The following is a 19248-nucleotide window of genomic DNA, read 5'->3' on the forward strand; positions in this document are numbered from 1 at the left end:
ACGGGGGAGAGGGGACGGGGGTCAGGCGGCGTCGCGCAGCGCGCGGCCGGTGACGGCGCGGAACACGTCGTCGAGGGTGGGGCGGGCCAGGCTCAGCGACGCCAGCTCCACCCCGGCGCCGTCCAGCGCGCGGATCAGCGGCATCAGCGCCTTCTCGCCGTCCTCCACGGTGAGCCGCACCCGGCCGCCGGCGACGGCGGCCTCGCGGACGCCCGGATGCGCCGCCAGCGCCGCGCGGACCGCTTCGCAGCCGGACGCGGCGGCGGGCTCCAGGGTGACGACGTCGCCGGCGACGCGGCGCTTGAGGTCGGCGGGCGCGCCCTCGGCGACGATGCGGCCCCGGTCGATGATCAGGATCCGGTCGCACAGCGCGTCGGCCTCGTCCAGGTAGTGGGTGCTCAGGAACACCGTGGTGCCGTCGCCGTCGCGCAGGGCGCGGACGTGGTCCCACAGGTCGCCGCGGCTCTTGGGGTCCAGGCCGGTGGTGGGCTCGTCCAGGAACAGCAGCGGCGGGCGGTGCACCAGCCCGAGCGCGATGTCCAGGCGGCGGCGCTGCCCGCCCGACAGCGACCCCGCCGGCCGCGCCCGCAGGTCCGCCAGGTCCAGGCGGTCGCACAGCCCGGCGATCCGCGCGGCGCGGTCGGGGACGCCGTACAGGCGGGCCTGCAGGTCCAGTTCCTCGGCGGCGGGGACGGCGGGGTCGGTGCCGCCGCCCTGCGCGACGTAGCCGATGCGGCGCCGCACGCCCGCCGGGTCGCGGCGCAGGTCGCGGCCGGCGACGGTCGCGGTCCCGGCCGTCGGCGCCAGCAGCGTCGTCAGCATCCGCAGCGTGGTGGTCTTCCCGGCGCCGTTGGGGCCGAGGAACCCGACGATCTCGCCGGGCCCGACCGACAGGTCCACGCCGCGGACGGCCTCGACGGTCCCGTGCCCGCCGGTGAAGGTGCGGGCCAGCCCGCGCGCCTCGATCACGATGAATCCTCCTCTGGGACGACGCCGGTAGCGTAACCACAATTTTGCAGTGACTCCAAATTTTCAGTGACCCCAACGAAGGTATATTCCTCGCATGGGTGAGGAGCTCACCGGGCCCGAACCGGGGCTGCGGGAACGCAAGAAGCGCCAGACGCGGCGCCGCATCTCCGACATCGCCACCGGGCTGTTCCTGGCGCGCGGCTTCGACGAGGTCACCATCGCCGACGTCGCCCGCGCCGCCGACGTGTCGGTCAACACCGTCTTCAACTACTTCCGCACCAAGGAGGACCTGTTCTTCGACCGGCAGGACGAGGCGATCGAGTCCGCCGCCCGCGACTTCCTCGCCCGCCGGCCCGGCGAGAGCGCCGCCGCGCTGTTCCGCCGCCGGTTCTTCGAGGACCTGGACGCCCGCGGCCACCGCACCGGCCTGCACGACGGATCGCAGGACTGGCTCCGCACCGTCCGAGCCAGCCCCGCCCTCCGCGCCCGCCAGCGCGAGATCGGCCGCCGCGCCAAGGACCGCCTCGCCGCCCGCATCGCCGAGGACACCGGCGCCGGCCCCGACGACATCGCCCCCCACGCCGCCGCCGCGATGATCTTCGCCGTGCAGACCGTCCTGGTCGAGCAGATCGCCGACCGCAGGAGCGCGGGGGAGACCCTCGACGAGATGCGCGACGACGTCTACGCCGCCGCCGCCCGCGCCTTCGACCTCCTCGAAAAGGGCCTCGGCGGCTACGCCGCCGCACCGCCCGAACCCGGCGGCGCCACCGGGGACCCCGCCGAGGACGCCACGGGCGGCGCAGAGGACGGCGCAGCGGGCGGCGCCTCCGGCGAGGGGGCCGCCGCCGGAAAATGAGTGCCGGGGCACTCGAGATCGTTCCTAGACTCCATGGTTGCGGAGGCCGATGACCATGGACACCCCCACACTCCTCGCCCACCTGCGCCGCCACGGCGCACCCCTCACCCTGCCCCCAGGGGCCGCCCTGCGCTGGGACGACGCGGAACTGCACCGCGCCGCCCACGCCCGCGACGCCGAACGCTACGCGCTGCTCGGCCTCGCGCCCGGCGCGGCGCCCTGGCAGCGCGCCCGCGTGCTGCTGCAGGTCCTCGCCGCGTCCCAGGCCGGGCTCGGCGACGGCGCCCGCGCCGTGCAGGCCCGCGCCGCCCGGATCCTGTGCCTCGGGCTGCCGCCCGCGCACGTCGTCACCGTCCTGCTCGCGCTGCGGCGGCTGCGCGCCAACCACAAGCACACCACCCGCGCCGCGCTCCGGTTCGTCCTGGAGCACCCCGGCGCCGACGCGCTCATCGCCGCGCGCCGCGCCGCCCTGCGCGACTGCTTCGAGCACGCCCTCGGCGCCGCCGCCGCCCGCGGCTGCGCCCGCCGCATCGCCGCCGGCGACACCGGCTCGGACTACCTGCGGCGGCGCCTGCTGCGCTTCCTCACCGACCCCGCCGCCGCACCCGCCCGCGTCCAGGCCCTCTACCGCCCCGACGACCCCGCCGCCCGGACGGCGGCCGGGGCCCTGCCGGGGGAGCCGGCGCTGCCCCTCGACCGCCCCGCCGACCGGCCTGCCGCGCTCCCGCGCTTCGCCGGGACCGTCGCGCTCGTCCTGGACGCCCCCGCGCACGGCCGCGCCCGCCCCGAGGAGGCCGCGCTGCGGGCGGCGCTGGCCCGCGTCTGCGACCGGCTGGAGACCATCGAGGCGGGCGGCGCCGCCGGCCCGGCCGCCGGTGTGATGGCCGCGCTCGCCGCCGGCCCCGACCTGGTCGCCGTCCTCACCCGCGGCCCCGGCGCCCCCCACTCGGAGACCGCGTTCCCCGGAGCGGTCCCCGTGGTGTTCTGCCGCGCCCCGGCGGCCGCGCACGGCCCGCGCCGCGACGACCTCGCCGGGCCGCTGCCGTGGATGCTCGCGCACTGCGCCGCCGGCGCCCCCTGGCTGCGCGCCGCCCTGCACGCCCGCCTGGACGACCTGGAACACCGCGCCGACGCCCTCACCACCCGCCTGGCCGCCTGACCGCCCCCGGGCCGGGGCGGGTGTCAGGCCGGGGCGTCGCCGGGCGCCTCTCCCGTCGCGTCCAGGAACGGCGCCAGGACCGACCTCACCCGCTCCGGCATCTCCCGCTTGCCCTTGGACGCCGGGTCGATGAACACGTGCCGCACCTCCCCGTCGGCGATGAGCCGCCCGCCCGCCCGGAACACCGGGCGCACGACCATGCTGGTCGTCCCCAGATGCGCCACCGGCATCGACACCTCCAGCAGCTCGTCGAACCGCGCGCCCTCCCGGAACCGGATCCGCGCCTCGGCCACCACCAGGTCGTAGCCCTCGTGCACCATCGCCCCGTAGTCGCCGACCAGCTCCCGCCACATCTCCGTCAGCGCCACGTCGTAGTAGAAGAGGTAGTGGCCGTTGAACACCACGCCCTGCTGATCGCACTCGCTGTACCGCACCCGCAGCCGATGCGTGAACACCTCACCCATACCGGGCATCCTGCCCCATCGCGCCGCCCGGCGGCCGCCGAGCCTCCCGCCGGCCGGCCTCAGCCGGAGCGGCGGAGGCGGTCCGCGCGGCGCCAGCCCCTCCCGCGGCCCCCGCGCCATCGCCACCGCGACCGCGCGGTTCAGCGTCACCTCCGGGCTCGCATCAAGCCGCTCCAGCAGCTCGTACAGGACGGCGATCTGCGGCCAGCAGCTCCTCGGCCTGCGCGGCCGGCGCGTCGCGCTCCTCGCCCGGCAGCGCCAGGAACCGCGGGTCGCGCAGGAACAGCGGATGCTCCCAGTTCTCGGGATTGCCGTACACCAGCGGCAGGTACTTCATCGCGTCCCCTCCCGCGGCGGCCCCGCCACCCCGATCACGTTGCCCTCCGGGTCGGCGAAGTGCCCGACCGAGAGCCGCCCGCCCGACTGCGGCTCCGGGCCCATCAGCCGCCGGCCGCCCAGCCGCTCCGCCTCGGCCAGCGCGGCCTCCACGTCGTCCACGCCCACATAGAACAGCACGCGGGGGGCGAAACCGTCACCGCCGCCGACGCCTCCGGCGATCCCCGCGGTCTCCGGGCCGGCGAACCCGTACTCGCCCGGACGCGACACCGTCGCTGTGGCCGCGTCGCCGACCTGGAACCGCCACCCGAACAGCCGCCCGTAGTAGCCGCGCAGCCCCGCCGGATCGCTGCCGATGATCTCGAAATGCACCACTGGACGTCCCATGACGGCTCCCTTCCCGCGCGCCCGACCGCCGGGCGCGTCACCGCAGGGGACGGACCCGTACCCCCGGCCTCGACATCCCCACCACCCCAGCCCCATAACAGGTCCTTCTAGAAGCCAGAACGACCATCTCTTGGACTTATGGTGCGGCGGCGACCACGATGGGAGCCGGAAGCAGACCCGACCACGAAGGACCACCGTGACCGCGCACGAGAAGGCCATGCGGCCCGAGGACATCACCCGCCTGTTCGTCGAACGCTCCAACGCCGGAGACGCCGCCGGCGTCGCCGCCCTCTACGAGCCGGACGCGGTCATCGCCTACCCGCCCGGCTCCCAGACCACCGGCCGCGACGCGATCCGCGCGCTGTGGGAGAAGGTCCTGGCGGCCCGCCCCCGCTTCGAACCCGAGCAGCCCCTGCCCACCCTGGTCAGCGGCGACCTCGCCCTCACCTCCACCCCGCCCCGCGACGGCGCCGGAGCCCGCGCCCAGGTCGCCCGCCGCCAGCCCGACGGCAGCTGGCTGCGCGTCCTGGACCAGCCCGAGTTCCTCCCGCCCGGCACCACCCCCTAGCCCCCGGCCCGCGGGCCCGGGCCGGGCCGGGGGCGGAGCTGAAAATCCCGGCAAAGATTCGACCCGGTGCGGGGCGAGACGTCCGCAATGCCCGACCGGATGCCGTTAACGTGCGGGAATGCCGCAGACGCCCGGCCCGCCGCCCGGCGACACGCCGGCCTACGCGCCCGCCGACATCCCGCCCGACGCCCCGCCCGGCGGCCCCGGCGCGGACGCGCGGGACGGCGGGCGGTGGCCGCAGCGGATGCCGCCGTGGCTGCCCAAGGCGTTCGTGCTGGCCGGTGCGATCGTGCTGGCGTTCATGGCCGGGCTGTGGCTGCTGGGGCGGCTGCGGGAACTGCTGCTGCTCCTGCTGATCTCGCTGTTCCTGGCGTTCGCGATCGAACCGGCGGTGAACTGGCTGGCCCGCCGCGGCTGGCGGCGCGGCCTGGCCACCGCGGCGATGTTCGTGGTCGTCGGGGTGCTGCTCACCGGGTTCCTCGGCGGCATCGGGTCGCTGCTGGCCACCCAGGCCGCCCACCTGATCAACGGGTTCCCCGGCTACGTCCACGAGGTCATCGGCTGGGTGAACTCCACCTTCGGGACGCACCTGTCGCAGCGGACCCTGTTCCAGCGGCTCCCCACCGTCACCGACGCCCTCTCGCGGCACATCACCGGCCTCGCCGGGAACGTGTGGGGCATCGGCACCACCGCGTTCGGCGTCGTCTTCAACGCCCTCGGCGTGCTGCTGTTCACCTTCTACCTGTCCGCCGAAGGCCCCCAGTTCCGCCGGACGGTCTGCTCCCTGCTCCCGCCGCACCGCCAGCGCGCGGTCCTGCGCGCCTGGGAGATCGCCATCGACAAGACCGGCGGCTACATCTACTCCCGGGGGCTGCTCGCCCTCATCTCCGGCATCGCCCACTACGCCGCCATGACCGGGCTCGGCGTCCCCTACGCCGCGACGCTGGCGCTGTGGGTCGGCGTGGTGTCGCAGTTCATCCCCGCCGTCGGCACCTACCTCGCCGGCGCCGTGCCCATCCTGATCGCGCTCACCGCCTCCCCGGCGACCGCGCTGTGGCTGCTGCTGTTCATCATCGGCTACCAGCAGTTGGAGAACTACCTGCTCCAGCCGCGCATCACCGCCCGCACCCTGGACATGCACCCCGCCGTCGCGTTCGGCCTCATCCTCGCCGGCGCCGCCGTCGCCGGACCCGTCGGAGTGCTGCTGGCCATCCCGGTCGGCGCCAGCCTCCAGGCGTTCGCCGGCGCCTACGTGCGCCGCTACGACGTCGAGGACCACCCCCTCACCCGGCCGGACGCCCCCGCGGCGCGCTGGTGGCGGTGGCTGCGCCGCAACTGAACCCGCACCGCGCCCCCGCCGCCCTTTACCCGAACGTGGAGCGGATCGTCGAGCATTGCCGTGGACGGCGCCGCCCGCCCGGTCTACCGTGCCAGGAGAGAAGCTTGATCATCGGGCAGGTCGGGGGCGGGAGGGAGCCGTCATGTACCGTCCCCGCACGCGCCGCCGCAGGTGGCTCGCCGGGCTCACCGCCGGGACGCTCGCCGCGACCGGCCTCGCCGCCGCGGCCCCGGCCGCCGCGCACGCCGCGGACGCCGGGCTCGCCGCGGCGCCGCACGGCGGCAAGGACCCCGCGCTGCTGCGGATCCTGCGGTCCATGTCCCTGCGCGACAAGGCCGCGCAGCTGTTCGTCCTGCAGGTCCACGGCACCGGCGCCACCACCGCCGACCCCGCCGCCGTCGCCGCCAACCGCCGCCTCTACGGGGTCGACAACGCCGCGCAGGTCATCGACCGGTACCGCCCCGGCGGGTTCATCTACTACGGCGAGAACGTCACCGGCCCCGCGCAGGTCGCCGCGTTCTCCAACGGCATCCAGCGCGCCGCCGCGGCCCAGCCGCTCGGCATCCCCGCCACCATCGCCACCGACCAGGAGGGCGGCATCGTCGCCCGGATCCAGCCGCCCGCCACCCAGTCGCCCGGCGCGATGGCGCTGGCCGCCGGGCGCCGCACCGGCGACGCCCGCGCGCTGGCCGCCATCACCGGCCGCGAACTGCGCGCCATCGGCATCGACCAGGACTACGCGCCCGACGCCGACGTGAACACCGACCCCGCCAACCCCGTCATCGGCGTCCGGTCCTTCGGATCCGACCCCGCCCTGGTGTCGGACATGGTCACCGCGCAGATCGGCGGATACCGGTCCGCGGGCGTCACCGCGACCGCCAAGCACTTCCCCGGCCACGGCGACACCACCACCGACTCCCACACCGGCGTCCCCCACATCGACCACACCCGCGCCGAATGGGAGCGGCTCGACCTGCCGCCGTTCCGCGCCGCGATCGAGCACGGCGTCGAAGCGATCATGACCGCGCACATCGTCGTGCCGTCCCTGGACCCCTCCGGCGACCCCGCCACCCTGTCGCGGCCCATCCTCACCGGCATCCTGCGCGACCGCCTGCACTACCGCGGCGTCATCGTCACCGACGCCCTCGACATGCAGGGCGTCCGCGACAAGTACGGCGACGAGAACATCCCCGTCCTCGCGCTCAAGGCCGGCGCCGACGTCCTGCTCAAACCGCCGCTGGACGAGCAGGGCCGGGGCGTGTTCCCCCGCCAGCTCGACGCCGTCGTCGCCGCCGTCGAGAACGGCGAGCTCACCGAGCGGCGCATCGACGAGTCCGTCTACCGCATCCTGGACCTCAAACGCCGCCGCGGCCTGTTCCGCGACCCCTACGCCGACGAGTCCGAGGTCGCCCGGCGCGTCGGGACGCCCGCGCACCTCGCCGCCGCGCAGCGCGCCGCCGACCGCACCACCACCCTGGTCCGCGACGACGCCGGCGTCCTGCCGCTGCGGCCCGGCGACCGCAAGGTCCTGGTCACCGGATGGGGCGTGTCCACCACCGCCGCGCTCGGCACCGAACTCGCCCGCCGCGGCGCCACCGCCACCGTCCGCCAGACCGGCCTCAGCCCCGGCCCCGCGCAGATCGACCAGGCCGCCGCCGACGCCCGCGGCCAGGACCTCGTCGTCGCCGTCACCAACCGCGCCTGGGACGCCAAAGACGAAACCGGCCACAACGGCCCCGGCCAGATGAACCTCGTCAAGGCGCTCCTCGCCACCGGCACGCCCGTCGTCGTCATCGCCGTCCGCGACCCCTACGACATCGCCTGGTTCCCCGAGGCCCCCACCTACCTGGCCACCTACTCCTACACCGCCGAGGCGCTGCGGTCGGCCGCCAAGGCGCTGTTCGGGGAGACCGTCCCGCGCGGGCGGCTCCCCGTCGCCATCCCCGCCCGCGACGACCCCGCGACCGTCCTCTACCCGTTCGGGCACGGCCTGGGCTACTGACCCCCCGGCACCCGCGCCGGGTGCCGGGCACCGGCCGCGAAGACCGGCGGCCCGGTGCGGGGACGGCAGCCGCCGCCGCCCCCGCACCGGGCCGGGCCCGAACCCCGTGCTCAGCCGCGCGTCACGCCTGCCGCGCCCCGATCGACTTCATCAGCGCCGGCCAGATGGACTGCGACTCCCGCACCCACGCCGGCCAGTTGTGCCGCCCGTCGCCGTAGATGTGCGCCGTGTAGGGGACCTTCAGCTGGTCCAGCCGCTTCTGGAAGTCCTTGTTGTTCGCGCCGACCGCGATCTCGCTCAGCAGCCCGATGTCCCACGGCGCCACGTCCGGGTCGCCCGGCCCCGGGCGACCGGTCGTCCCCGCCGAGAAGAACAGCTGGGTGCCGCGCAGCTTGTCCGCCAGCGAGTACGGGTCGTGCGCCGCCCAGTTGGCGTCGTCGACCCACGGGATGCCCCAGATCGCGAACGGGTCCTGCCCGTTGCCGGCGTTGGTGAACATCAGCATCGCCGGCATCCCGATCGAGCGCATCGACAGGATCCCGCTCAGCGACGCCGCGTACTTGAACATCCCCGGATGCCGCGCCGCGTACGCCATCGCGCCCGCGCCGCCCGAGGAGTTCCCGATCGCCGCGCGCAGCGCGCCCGCGTGGTAGTTGCGCTCCATCAGCTGGCGCACCTCGGCGGTGTGGAAGGTCTCCCACTTGGGCGACCCGCCCTTGCCGTAGTTGTACCAGTCGGTGTACGAGCCGTTCTCGCCCTCGGGCATCACCACGATGACGTTGTACTTGGCCGCCCACGCCTCGATGTCGGTGTTCTTGGTCCACGAGGTGTAGTTGTCCTGCCCGCCGTGGAAGGCGTACAGGATCGGCCACGTCGCCGCCGAGTCCCGCGTCCAGTCCTTCGGCAGCAGGATCCGGGTCTTCACCGACTTGCCCAGCGCGGGCGACTCGATGGTGATGTCGACCTCGCGGGTGCCGACCTTCGTCTCCGCGGTGATGCGGGCGCCGTCGTCGGCCTTGGCGGACGGCCCCGCGAGCGCCAGCGCGCGGGCCTGCGCCGGGACCGTTCCCGCCGTGCCGATCCCGGCGACGAGGACGGCGCCGATGGCGCCGGAGGCCAGCGAGCGCCGCCAGCGGACCCGGTGTGACCGACGGCGGACGGAGGGTGTCATCTGCTCACCTCGCGGATCAGGCCCGACCCCCGGCGGCCGCGCGACTCCGGGAGAGTGTCCTCGCACCCGCCGAAATGATCTACATGTGCGGGTTACAAGAAATGGGCGCGGCGCTGTGGAGAAGTGAGTCATCCGGCCGCTTCGGCCAGCAGCGCCGCCAGCGCCGCCGGCTCCGACAGCATCGGCCAGTGCCCCGTCGCCAGCTCCCGGTACTCCCAGCCCGGCCCCGTCATCGCCGCGAACACCGGATGCCCGTCCTCGCCGAGGCGCCGCACCACGTCCAGGGGGATCGTCGTGGCGATCAGCGTACGCGGCGTCGCCGGCAGCGGGTCCGGGCGGGCCGCCGGCTGCGTCGCCGTCCCGAACGGCTGCGGGGTGGCGCGCTCGCGCAGCTCCGCCAGCCGCGCGGCGCTCAGCCCCGCCAGGTTCACCGGGTCGGCGGCCGGGTCGAACGGCGGCACCGGGATCACCCGGCCGCCGCCCTCCTCGGCGACCGCCCGCTCCAGTTCCGCCCGCTCGGACGGCTCGTGGAAGTCGATCGCGGCCATCCCCGACGGCATCGGCCCGGTGTCGACGTACACCACGCGGGCGATCCGGCTCGGCATCCGGTCGGCCGCGCCCGTCACCGCCATGTTCGCGCCGCTGTGCGCGACCAGCACGACCCGCTCCAGCCCGCCGTCCTCGACCACCCGCTCGATGTCGGCGATGTGGGTGTCGACGTCGATGCCGGAGACGTCGCCGCCCGCGCGCTCGGCCTGCCCGGACGGCGTCACCGCGTGCACCTCGTGGCCCGCCGCGCGCAGCACCGCCGCGACCTCGTCCCACGCCCACGCGCCGAGCCAGTACCCGGGGACCAGGACGAACGTCCCCGCCCCCGCCTTCTCCTCCGCCGCCCCAGCCGTTCCGGTGCTGGTGCTCGTCTCGGTGCTCATGTCGCGCCGTCCTCTCCTGTTCGGTACGGCACCACGCTACGGTCGATACCGGACAGGACCCGCCCGGATTAAGTGAGTGACCCGTGCCACATTCGTCCCACCCGACGACCCGCGTCCTGGCGATGCTGGAACTGCTGCAGGCCGGCCACCGCCTCGGCGGCGCCGAACTGGCCCGCCGGCTCGGCGTGGACGAGCGCACCGTCCGCCGCTACGCCGCCCGCCTGGACGACCTCGGCGTCCCCGTCGTCGCCGACCGCGGCCGGTACGGCGGCTACCGGCTCATGCCCGGCTACAAGCTGCCGCCGCTGATGCTCACCGACGACGAGGCCGTCGCCGTCGTCCTGGGCCTGCTCGCGGGACGCCGCACCGGCCTGCCCGGGCCCGCCGCCGAGAGCGCCCTGGCCAAGGTGCAGCGCGTCCTGCCCGACGCGCTGCGCGACCGGGTCCAGGCGCTGCGCGACACGCTCGGATTCACCGGCCCCGACCGCGCCGCCGGCGCCGCGCCCGGTGCGGTCCCCGACACCGGCGCCGTCCTCACCCTGGCCGCCGCCGCCCGCGAGCACCGCCGCGTCCGGCTGCGGTACCGGTCCTGGCGCGGCGAGGAGACCGAACGGGACCTGGACCCCCACGGGCTGGTGCTGCACTCCGGGCGCTGGTACGTCACCGGCCACGACCACCGCAGCGGCGAGACCCGCACGTTCCGCGTCGACCGGATCGCCTCCGCCGAACCGGGGACCGAACTGTTCGAGGCGCCCGGCGACGCCGACCCCGTCCGCGACGTGCTGCGGTCACTGGCCCGCGTCCCCTACGCCCACGAGGTCGAGGTCGTCCTGCAGACCACCCTCGCCGAGGCCCGCCGCCGCGTCCCCGCCGCGGTCGCGACCCTGGCCGACAACACCGGCGGCGAGGGCGGGGGAGTGGTGCTGACCACCCGCGCCGAACGGCTCGACGGCATGGCCCGGATGCTGGCCGGGCTCGGGTTCCCCTTCATCGTCCGGCGCCCCGCCGAACTGCGCGGCCACGTCCGCGACCTGGCCCGCGCCCTGGCCGAGCAGGCCGACCGGTGACCGCCGGGCGCGCTACAACCCGTCAGGTCAGCCGGCGGTGCGGGCGTCCCACTCGTGCCGCAGCATCGCGTACACGACCTCGTCGCTCCACTCGCCCTTGACGATCTCGTTCTGCACCAGGTGCGCCTCCCGGCGCATCCCCAGCCGCTCCAGCACCCGCGCGGACGCGGCGTTGCGGCCGTCCAGCCGCCCGCACACCCGGTGCAGGTCCAGGCCCTCGAACCCCAGCCGCAGCACGACCTCGGCGGCCTCGGTGGCGAACCCCCGGCCGTGGAAGGCGGGGTTGAAGATGTAGCCGATCTCGCCCTGCCGGTGCTCGCGGCTGCGGTACTGCAGGTTGACCTCGCCGATCAGGTCACCGGTCTCGCGCCACACCACCGCCAGGACGAGCCAGTCGCCCTCCTTCTCCACGGTGGAGGCGCCCATCTTCTGCTTCAGGAACGACCGCGACTCCTCCAGCGTCCGCGGCTCCCAGTACAGGAACCGCGCCACCTCCGGCAGGGACTGGTAGGCGTACAGCCCCTCGGCGTCGCCCTCGTGGAACGGCCGCAGGGTGAGCCGCTCGGTCTCGATCGGGTAAGCGGGACGGAGCATGCCATGATCCTATTCACCGTCTTCGCCCTCATGCGACCGTGATTCCCCGGTACCCCCCGCAGCGGGGCACGGCACGCCGCTAGGAACGCCCCGGGCCGGGACGGCCGCGCGTCGCTCCCGGCCCCTGCGCCCCCGGCCCGCCGCCCTCCTCCGGGGCGGCGCCGCCCTCCCGCTCGGCCGCGTCCCCGCGGCCCGCGTCCTCTCCGGCCACGCCGGTCTCGCGACGGTCCTCCTCGTCGAAGGCGCGGGTGTCGCGGAACCGCACGTACGGCTCCCGGCCCGGCGGAGTGCCCGCGGCGATCGCCCGGCCCCGCTCCAACTCGGCGTTCAGCTCCAGGCCCAGCAGGATCGCCAGGTTCGTGATCCACAGCCACACCAGGAACACGATGACCGCCGCGAGGCTGCCGTAGGTCTTGTTGTAGGAGGAGAAGTTCGCCACGTACACCGCGAACAGCCCCGACGCCGCCAGCCACACCGCGATCGCCAGCAACCCGCCGGGCACCAGCCCCCTGAAACCGCGCTTGGCGTTGGGCGACGCCCAGTACAGCAGCATGATCAGGAACGCCACCACCACCAGCAGCACCGGCCACTTGGCGATGTTCCACACCGTCACCGCCTGCGACCCGGCGCCGATCACGTCGCCGACCTTGCGCGCCAGCGGCCCGGTCACCACCACCGCGATCCCCGACGCCGACAGCAGCACCAGCGTCACCAGCGTCACCCCGATCCGCACCGGGAGCGTCTTCCAGATCGGACGGCCCTCGGGGACGTCGTAGACGATGTTGGACGCCTGCATGAACCCGCCGACGTACCCCGACGCCGACCACACCGCGCCCAGCAGGGCCACCACCGCGATCACCCCGGCGCCGCCGCTGCTGCCCTGCAGCTGCCGCACCGAGCTCACCAGCAGGTCCCGCACCGCGCCCGGCGCCAGCTCCCCGATGTTCTTGATCAGCTCGTCGGTGGTGGACCGGCCGGCCAGCCCGACCAGCGACACCACCACCAGCAGCGCCGGGAAGATCGACAGGATCGAGTAGTAGGTGAGCGCCGCCGCCCACGCGGTGAGGTTGTCGCGCTTGAACTCGCCGAACGTCCGCTTCAGCGCCCCCCGCCACGAGGTGGCCGGGGGGTCGGCGATCGCGCCAGGGACAGGCATGCGGGTCCTCTCACCGGATCGTTCCAGGGGGTCGGTCCCGGGGGCGGGGCCCGGTCCCGCGGGGTCGGCGGCCCGGAGTCAGCGGCCCGGGGTCAGCGGCCCGGGGTCAGCGGCCCGGGGTCAGCGGCCCTTGCCGCGCCGCACCTTCACCGCGCGGCGCTGCCCGGGGGCGATCCGGAACCGCACCGGCCCCACCCGCCGCGAGGACGTCCGCCGGTGGCGGATCCACAGCGCCGCCACCGCCAGCGCCCCCGCGGAGGCGACCACCGCGCCGCCCTGCCGGGCCCGCGCCATCGTCTGCTCCGAGCCGGCCGCCTGCCACGCCGACGCCGCGGCGTCGCGCGCCCGGCTCCTGGCGTACTCGGCCTTCTCCCGGGCCAGCGCCTTCACGTCCGCCTTGGCGGCCAGCTGCTCGACGGTGTCGCCGAGCTCGTGGCGCGCACGGTCGACCTCCTGGCGCAGCTCCTCGGTGGCGGCCTCGGCGCCGTGCCTGCCCTGAACCGTCATCGGTGCGTCGCCCTCTCCCTCAGTTCGGCCACGGTCTGCCGCGCGCCGTCCATCGCCGCCTCCGGCTTGGCCGGCGCTGCGCGCTTGGTCTGCGACCGGCCCATCAGGGCCAGCACCCCGGCCACCAGCATCAGGAACCCGCCCATGATCAGCGCCGCCGCCCACACCGGGAGCGCCAGCGCGATCGCGGCGATCGCCGCGGTCAGCAGCGCCCCCAACCCGTACAGCGCCATCAGCGCCGCGCCGCCGAACATCCCGGCGCCGGTGCCGGCGTGCCGGGCCTTGGCCTTCAGCTCGGCGGCCGCCAGCCGCAGCTCGGCGCGGGTCAGGTCCGAGACCTGCTGCGCGGCCTGCCGCACCAGCTCGCCGGTGCCCGCCTCCGGGCGCCGGGACTGGAACTCCGGTGCCCGGGCCTGGTCCACGCGGTGCGCGCCCATGCCCTCGGCCGCCGCCTCGCCGTCATGCGTCTGCCGCACGATGCCCATCGCCTTCAGGCCCCCTCCGCGTTGTCTCGACGCTTGAAGGTGGCGTTCCCCCTTGTCGGAGGCTAAACGTGGCCGGTTCCCGACAAAGGGTGAACAGGCGCGCCGGACCGCGCCGCCGCGCGCCCCCGGCGGGGCGGCGGTCAGCCGCGCCCGACGTGGGACGGCATCGCCGTGGCCAGCACCGTCATGAACTGGACGTTGGCCTCCAGCGGCAGCCCCGCCATGTACAGGACGGCGTCGACGACGTGGCGGACGTCCATCACCGGCTCGGCCTTCACCGACCCGTCCGCCTGCAGGGTGCCGGTGCCGAACGCGCCGGTCATGTCGGTGGCGGCGTTGCCGACGTCGATCTGCCCGCACGCGATCCGGTGGGGGCGGCCCTCCAGCGACAGCGCCTTGGTGAGGCCGGTCACGGCGTGCTTGCTGGCGGCGTAGGCGACGGTGCGGGGCCGCGGCGTGTGCGCCGACAGCGACCCGTTGTTGATGATGCGGCCGCCCTGCGGGTCCTGGTCCTTCATCATCCGGAACGCCTGCTGCGCGCACAGGAACGCGCCGGTGAGGTTGGTGTCGACGACCTGGCGCCACTCCTGGAGGGAGTAGTCCTCCACGGGCGCGGACGCGCCGAACACCCCGGCGTTGTTGACCAGCAGGTCCAGCCGCCCCCACCGGCCGGCGACGGCGGCGAACAGCTCCCGGACGGCGCCGGGGTCGGTGACGTCGGCGGGGACGGCCAGCGCCGCTCCGTCGGGGGCCGCGCCGGCGGCGGCCCGCAGGGGGCCGGGGCGGCGGCCGGCGAGGGCCACCCGCCACCCGGCGTCCAGGAGCCCGGCCGCGACCGCGGCCCCGATGCCCGATCCGGCGCCGGTCACCAGCGCCACCCCTGCTCCCATGGGCCACTCCCGCCGCTCGTCGCCGTCCCGCCCGATTATCGCCCCCGCCGCGCCGGCGGCCCCGGGCCGGGGTCAGGCGGTGGTGAGCCAGTCGACGCGGTGCGCCTCGGTCGGGTCGGGGGTCTCCCAGCGGCGCACCAGCCGGTCCACGACCGCGTCCGGGACGGGCGCCGGCCGCGCCCGGTTGCGGTCGCGGACCACGCCGGGCGGCGCCTCCACCGCGACGATCTCCACCCGCGCCCGGTACCGGGCGGCGAGCCCCGTGCACGCCTCCCGCTGCTGCCGCGACACGTTGGTGGCGTTCCACACGAACGACCTGCCCGCGCGCAGGTGCCCGCGGGCCTCCTCGTGCGCGGCGGCCGCCACCGCCCGCTGGTCCCCCGAGGGGGACACGCCCATCTCGGCGCGGAGCCGGTCCAGGCTCACGACCGGCACGTCCGGGCGGTGCGCGGCGATCCAGTGGTCCTTGCCCGCGCCCGGCAGCCCCGACAGCACGGTCACCGTGCAGCGGGTGTCGTCGAACGCGGCGTAGCCGGGGTCGCGGCCAGGCTTGCGGAAGTACCAGAACCGGGCGTGGTCGGACGGGAACGCGCGCGGAGCCTCCAGGCACTCCTGCTCGGCGCAGTACTCCCCGTACAGGGCGGCGTTGTCCAGCAGCTCGGCGGTGTCGGAGCAGATCCGGCCGAGGATGTCGGCCGACGCCAGCAGCACCAGGTCGTCGTTGCGGGCCAGCAGGCTCGCCCGGAACGCGATCTGCTGCAGGTCGGGGCGCTCCAGGGCCCAGAACGGCACCTGGTGGTGGCGGACCAGCGCCGCGACGTGCTCGCGCCAGGCGACCGGCGCGCCCAGCTCCCACAGGATCCGCCGCACCATCAGGTCGCCGCGGCGGGAATGGCCGTGCGCGGTGACGCGGCCGTCGCCGTCCAGCGCAGTGCAGTAGGGCTTGGCGACGTCGTGCATCAGCACCGCGGTGAACAGCCGCACCCGCTCGGCGGCAGGGCGGGCCCGCCACTGCGGCAGCGACGCCAGCGCCTCGCACGCCATCCGGGTGTGGGTCTCGACGTCGCCCTCGCCGTGGTGGGCGGGGTCCTGCGGGACGCCGGCCAGGTCCCGCACCCAGGCGAACGCGTCCCGGATCCGGTCCCAGGGGACCCTCCAGTGCGGGGGCGCCGGGCACAGCTCATCGAACACCCGCATACAGCACCTCCGGGTCCGCCAGGCCGTTGGCGACGATCGGCCGGTCCAGCCAGTGGGTGCCGGCGTCCAGGATCGCGGTCAGGAAGCTCGGACGGACCCACTTGTAGCGGCCGACGGTCTGCCCGTCCTCCTCCACCTTGATGTAGAGGCCCTCCATCTCCTCGCACGAGTCGGTCTCCGCCGCGACGCGGCCGGGGTCGGCGCCTCCGGCGGCGGCCGCCGCGCGCAGCGCGTCCCGCCAGTGCGGGGTGCGGCACCTCGACGGGCCCGCCAGCGCCGTCAGCGCGGCCAGGTCCGGCAGCGGGCCCTCGTGAAGGACCGGCACCGGCACCACCGGCGTCCCGGCGAGCAGTTCCGCGCGCCGCGGCGTCGACAGGAACGTCCCGTCGGCGAGGTCCAGCACGTCGAACGCGCAGAAGTAGTGGGGGAGCGCGTCGTAGAAGACGGTGTGCTTGGCGTACAGCCACTCCCCGTACAGGACGTACCGGTCCCGCAGGCGTTCGCGCAGGACGTGCTGGACCGACGCCGCCCACGCCTTCAACGGCCCGAACTGCCGCTCGCGGGGCCCGCCGGACAGGTAGTGGCCGCGGCTCTGCAGCCGCAGCTCCCCGCCGGCGGTGAAGCTGATCCCGGCGTTGGCGCCGTCGAGCTTCTCCTCCACCACCAGGTACCGCCCGGCGATCTTGGCGAACGGCGCCGCGGCGAGGTCGTGGTCGCCGGGCTGGAGCCGCGAGCCCGCGATGTGCGGGGTCCGGGGGTATTTGCGGAGCATGCCGACCGTTGTAAGGGACCGCCACGGGCCCCGCCAACCGGTTTTCCGGCGCCCGCGAGGGTGTCAGCGGGCCGGGACGGCGCGGACGAGGGCCAGCGCCACCGCCCCGTACACCGCGACGCCCAGCGCCGTCCCGACCTGCCGGGCGGCGTTGTTGAACCCGCCCGCCAGGCCGGCGTGCGCGGGCGGCGCGGCGCGCATCGCGGCGGCGACCGCGGCCGTCACGATCAGGCCGTCGCCGATCCCGATGGCCGCCAGCGCCGGCAGCGCCGTGGAGGAGATCCCCGCCCACGCTCCGAGCGCCCGTGCCTGCTCGGCGGTCCCCGGATACAGGGCGGTGCCGGTCGTGGAGGTGTCCGTGGCTCCACCGTGGGCCCCGGACGTTTCGCCGCGGCCCGAACCGTCCCCGCCGGCCCGGCGACCGGGAGGTGCGCGGGGGACGGGTCAGATGAGGCCGGCGTCGTGGACCAGCAGCGCGATCTGGGTGCGGTTGTCCAGGTCCAGCTTGGTCAGCACGCTCGACACGTGCGCCTTCACCGTCGCCACGCTCATGAACAGCTCCGCCGCGATGTCGGCGTTGGAGCGGCCCCGCGCTACCTCCAGCGCCACCTCGTTCTCGCGGGGGCTGAGCCGGGCGAGCGCCGCGCGGGCCCGCTGGTGCGCGCCCGCCTCGGTCGCGGCGCGGTCCATCAGGCGGCGGGTGACGCTCGGCGACAGGATCGGGTCGCCGGCGGCGACCCGCTGCACCGCGTCGACGATCGCGCCGGGCGGGGTGTCCTTCAGCAGGAACCCGCCCGCGCCGGCGCGCAGCGCGCGCAGGATGTCCTCGTCGGAGTCGAACGTGGTCAGCACGATGACCTCGGGCGGGTTCGGCCGGGCCCGCAGCCGGCGCGTCGCGGTGATGCCGTCCACCCGCGGCATCCGCAGGTCCATCAGGACGACGTCGGGGGCGTGCGCGTCGGCGGCCGCGGGCACCTCGGCGCCGTCGGCGGCCTCACCGGCGACGGTGATGCCGCCCGCCCCGTCCAGCATCATCGACAGCCCGGCGCGGACGAGCGCGTCGTCGTCCACGATCAGCACGCGCAGGGGGCGGGTCACGCCGGCCATGGTAGCCGGGCGCGCAGCCGGAACTCGCCCGCGGCGGCCTCGTGGTCCAGGCGCCCGCCCGCCAGCCGGACCCGCTCGGTCAGCCCGACCAGGCCCGTCCCGCTGCCCGGCGGCGGGACGGCGCCGTCCTGCGCCAGCGGGTTGCGGACGTCGACGAGAAGGCCCGCGCCCGGACCGCCCTCCAGGACCACCCGCACCGGCAGGCCCGGGGCGTGCTTGCGGGCGTTGGTCAGCGCCTCCTGCACCACCCGGTAGGCGGCGCGGCCCGCCGCAGGCGGGGCGTCCGCGGCGTCGGCGACCCCGTCGCGCAGCTCCACCCGCCCGCCGGCGGCCCGCGATTCCTCCAGCAGCCGGGGCACGTCGGCCAGCGCGGGCTGCGGCCGGCCCTCCCCGCCGTCCTGCCCGTCCCCGTCGGGCTGGTCGGTGCGCAGCAGCAGGATCACCTCGCGGAGCTCCTCCAGGGCCTGGTGCACCCCGGCCCGGACCACCCCGGCGGCCTGCGCGAGCTTGTCCGGCGGCGCGTCCGGCCGGTACTCCAGCGCGCCCGCGTAGGTGGCCAGCAGCGACAGCCGGTGCGCGAGGACGTCGTGCATCTCCCGCGCGATCCGGGTCCGCTCGGCCATCCGCGCCTCGGCGACCCGGCGGCCCTGCTCGGCCTCGGCGCGGCGGGCCCGCTCGCGCAGCGACTCCAGCAGCGCCCGCCGCGCCCGCGCCAGCGCGCCCCAGCCGACCAGCGCGCCGTAGGCGAGCGCGACCAGCAGCACCCACCAGCCGAAGGAGATCCCGCCGCTCGGCCGCCACCACCCCTGCGCGACGTGCGCGGCGACCCCCGCCGCGCCGACCGCCGCCGCCACCGGGAACGGGCGCCACTGCGCGACCTGCAGCACCCCCATGCTCGCCGCCGGCGTCGCCGCCGGGGACAGCACCGCGAGGACGCCCAGCGCCAGCGCGGCCGGGACCGGCCGCCACAGCAGCAGCGGCGCCGCCAGGCACGACACCGCGCCGACCGCCGCGTCCAGCGCGAAGCTCCCGCCGGTCCCCGGCCGCCCCCACAGCGTCAGGGCGGTCAGCACGGCCGACACCGCGACCACGATCACGGCCCCGGCCGTCCTGCCCAGCCGCGGGCCAGCGCCCACCTGCCCGAACGTCACCTCGTCCACCGGGCACAGGCTAGCCGCGGCCCGCCCGGCGGCGGCACCGACCAAAGTCGGTGACCGCCCCTCCCGAGGACGGCCAGGGGCGGCCGGGGTCGGCCTGTCCCGGCCGGCCGGTCAGGAATCGAGAAGCGGT

Annotated in this window: 22 protein-coding genes; 6 read left to right on the forward strand and 16 right to left on the reverse strand. The window is 75.9% G+C overall.

Going from position 1 to position 19248, the window contains the following annotated elements; genetic code table 11:
* Nucleotides 1–21: 21 nt before the first annotated feature.
* The gene (locus ACGFI1_RS35170) at nt 22–969 is read right to left on the reverse strand and encodes an ATP-binding cassette domain-containing protein (RefSeq protein WP_392791595.1); all 948 of its coding nucleotides are present in this window, start codon (nt 967–969) and stop codon (nt 22–24) included.
* Nucleotides 970–1063: 94 nt separating this feature from the next.
* Between ACGFI1_RS35170 and ACGFI1_RS35175 the strand changes: the two genes are divergently transcribed.
* Together ACGFI1_RS35175 and ACGFI1_RS35180 are read left to right on the forward strand one after the other, a co-directional pair.
* Nucleotides 1064–1825, forward strand: a complete 762-nt coding sequence (locus ACGFI1_RS35175) for a TetR/AcrR family transcriptional regulator (protein WP_392791598.1) — start codon at nt 1064–1066, stop codon at nt 1823–1825.
* Nucleotides 1826–1874: 49 nt separating this feature from the next.
* On the forward strand, nt 1875–2984 hold the full coding sequence (locus ACGFI1_RS35180; RefSeq protein WP_392791600.1) for a hypothetical protein: 1110 nt from the start codon (nt 1875–1877) through the stop codon (nt 2982–2984).
* Nucleotides 2985–3007: 23 nt separating this feature from the next.
* On the opposite strand, the gene ACGFI1_RS35185 is transcribed toward ACGFI1_RS35180, so the two are convergent.
* The 3 genes from ACGFI1_RS35185 to ACGFI1_RS35195 form a co-directional block, all read right to left on the reverse strand.
* Entirely contained in the window at nt 3008–3448 is a 441-nt protein-coding gene (locus tag ACGFI1_RS35185; protein ID WP_392791603.1) for an acyl-CoA thioesterase, read from the reverse strand.
* 163 nt (nt 3449–3611) lie between these two features.
* The gene (locus ACGFI1_RS35190) at nt 3612–3785 is read right to left on the reverse strand and encodes a hypothetical protein (RefSeq protein ID WP_392738408.1); all 174 of its coding nucleotides are present in this window, start codon (nt 3783–3785) and stop codon (nt 3612–3614) included.
* Complete coding sequence (locus tag ACGFI1_RS35195; RefSeq protein WP_386865906.1) at nt 3782–4171, reverse strand: VOC family protein; 390 nt, start codon at nt 4169–4171, stop codon at nt 3782–3784. Before ACGFI1_RS35195 ends, ACGFI1_RS35190 begins: the two co-directional genes overlap by 4 nt.
* Nucleotides 4172–4367: 196 nt before the next feature.
* On the opposite strand from ACGFI1_RS35195, the gene ACGFI1_RS35200 reads away from it, so the two are divergent.
* From ACGFI1_RS35200 to ACGFI1_RS35210, 3 genes are all read left to right on the forward strand, one after another.
* On the forward strand, nt 4368–4739 hold the full coding sequence (locus tag ACGFI1_RS35200) for a YybH family protein (protein WP_392738410.1): 372 nt from the start codon (nt 4368–4370) through the stop codon (nt 4737–4739).
* A 118-nt stretch (nt 4740–4857) separates the two neighbouring features.
* The gene (locus ACGFI1_RS35205; RefSeq protein WP_392791606.1) at nt 4858–6078 is read left to right on the forward strand and encodes an AI-2E family transporter; all 1221 of its coding nucleotides are present in this window, start codon (nt 4858–4860) and stop codon (nt 6076–6078) included.
* Nucleotides 6079–6220: 142 nt separating this feature from the next.
* Nucleotides 6221–8080 (forward strand): glycoside hydrolase family 3 protein, encoded by a 1860-nt coding sequence (locus tag ACGFI1_RS35210; RefSeq protein ID WP_392791609.1) that lies wholly within the window; start codon nt 6221–6223, stop codon nt 8078–8080.
* Between the two features lie 121 nt (nt 8081–8201).
* On the opposite strand, the gene ACGFI1_RS35215 is transcribed toward ACGFI1_RS35210, so the two are convergent.
* Complete coding sequence (locus ACGFI1_RS35215; RefSeq protein WP_392734679.1) at nt 8202–9251, reverse strand: alpha/beta hydrolase; 1050 nt, start codon at nt 9249–9251, stop codon at nt 8202–8204.
* 128 nt (nt 9252–9379) lie between these two features.
* The gene (locus ACGFI1_RS35220) at nt 9380–10183 is read right to left on the reverse strand and encodes an alpha/beta fold hydrolase (protein WP_392791612.1); all 804 of its coding nucleotides are present in this window, start codon (nt 10181–10183) and stop codon (nt 9380–9382) included.
* Nucleotides 10184–10266: 83 nt separating this feature from the next.
* Between ACGFI1_RS35220 and ACGFI1_RS35225 the strand changes: the two genes are divergently transcribed.
* Nucleotides 10267–11250 carry a helix-turn-helix transcriptional regulator gene (locus ACGFI1_RS35225; protein WP_392791613.1) on the forward strand — a complete coding sequence of 328 codons (984 nt, stop codon included), beginning with the start codon at nt 10267–10269 and terminating at the stop codon, nt 11248–11250.
* A 27-nt stretch (nt 11251–11277) separates the two neighbouring features.
* Here the strand turns inward: ACGFI1_RS35225 and ACGFI1_RS35230 are convergent, their stop codons facing one another.
* The 10 genes from ACGFI1_RS35230 to ACGFI1_RS35275 form a co-directional block, all read right to left on the reverse strand.
* Nucleotides 11278–11844 carry a GNAT family N-acetyltransferase gene (locus ACGFI1_RS35230; protein WP_392734686.1) on the reverse strand — a complete coding sequence of 189 codons (567 nt, stop codon included), beginning with the start codon at nt 11842–11844 and terminating at the stop codon, nt 11278–11280.
* 79 nt (nt 11845–11923) lie between these two features.
* Complete coding sequence (locus ACGFI1_RS35235; protein WP_392791616.1) at nt 11924–13000, reverse strand: YihY/virulence factor BrkB family protein; 1077 nt, start codon at nt 12998–13000, stop codon at nt 11924–11926.
* 120 nt (nt 13001–13120) lie between these two features.
* Nucleotides 13121–13507, reverse strand: a complete 387-nt coding sequence (locus ACGFI1_RS35240) for a DUF3618 domain-containing protein (RefSeq protein ID WP_386865888.1) — start codon at nt 13505–13507, stop codon at nt 13121–13123.
* A complete protein-coding gene (locus tag ACGFI1_RS35245; RefSeq protein ID WP_392791619.1) occupies nt 13504–13983 on the reverse strand; it encodes a phage holin family protein in 480 nt (159 codons plus the stop codon). Before ACGFI1_RS35245 ends, ACGFI1_RS35240 begins: the two co-directional genes overlap by 4 nt.
* Before the next feature lie 149 nt (nt 13984–14132).
* On the reverse strand, nt 14133–14882 hold the full coding sequence (locus tag ACGFI1_RS35250; protein ID WP_392791621.1) for an SDR family oxidoreductase: 750 nt from the start codon (nt 14880–14882) through the stop codon (nt 14133–14135).
* Nucleotides 14883–14954: 72 nt separating this feature from the next.
* Nucleotides 14955–16079 (reverse strand): AAA family ATPase, encoded by a 1125-nt coding sequence (locus ACGFI1_RS35255; RefSeq protein WP_392791624.1) that lies wholly within the window; start codon nt 16077–16079, stop codon nt 14955–14957.
* Nucleotides 16063–16851, reverse strand: a complete 789-nt coding sequence (locus ACGFI1_RS35260; protein WP_392791627.1) for an RNA ligase family protein — start codon at nt 16849–16851, stop codon at nt 16063–16065. The genes ACGFI1_RS35255 and ACGFI1_RS35260 overlap by 17 nt, the downstream gene beginning before the upstream one ends.
* A 63-nt stretch (nt 16852–16914) precedes the next feature.
* A complete protein-coding gene (locus ACGFI1_RS35265) occupies nt 16915–17076 on the reverse strand; it encodes a hypothetical protein (RefSeq protein WP_387066968.1) in 162 nt (53 codons plus the stop codon).
* A gap of 219 nt (nt 17077–17295) precedes the next feature.
* Nucleotides 17296–17958, reverse strand: coding sequence for a response regulator (locus ACGFI1_RS35270; RefSeq protein ID WP_301176331.1), 663 nt, complete (start codon nt 17956–17958; stop codon nt 17296–17298).
* Nucleotides 17946–19118, reverse strand: a complete 1173-nt coding sequence (locus ACGFI1_RS35275) for a sensor histidine kinase (protein WP_392791630.1) — start codon at nt 19116–19118, stop codon at nt 17946–17948. The genes ACGFI1_RS35270 and ACGFI1_RS35275 overlap by 13 nt, the downstream gene beginning before the upstream one ends.
* Between the last annotated feature and the right edge of the window lie 130 nt (nt 19119–19248).

Source organism: Actinomadura geliboluensis (genome assembly GCF_043197915.1).
Classification (GTDB): Bacteria; Actinomycetota; Actinomycetes; order Streptosporangiales; family Streptosporangiaceae; genus Spirillospora; species Spirillospora geliboluensis.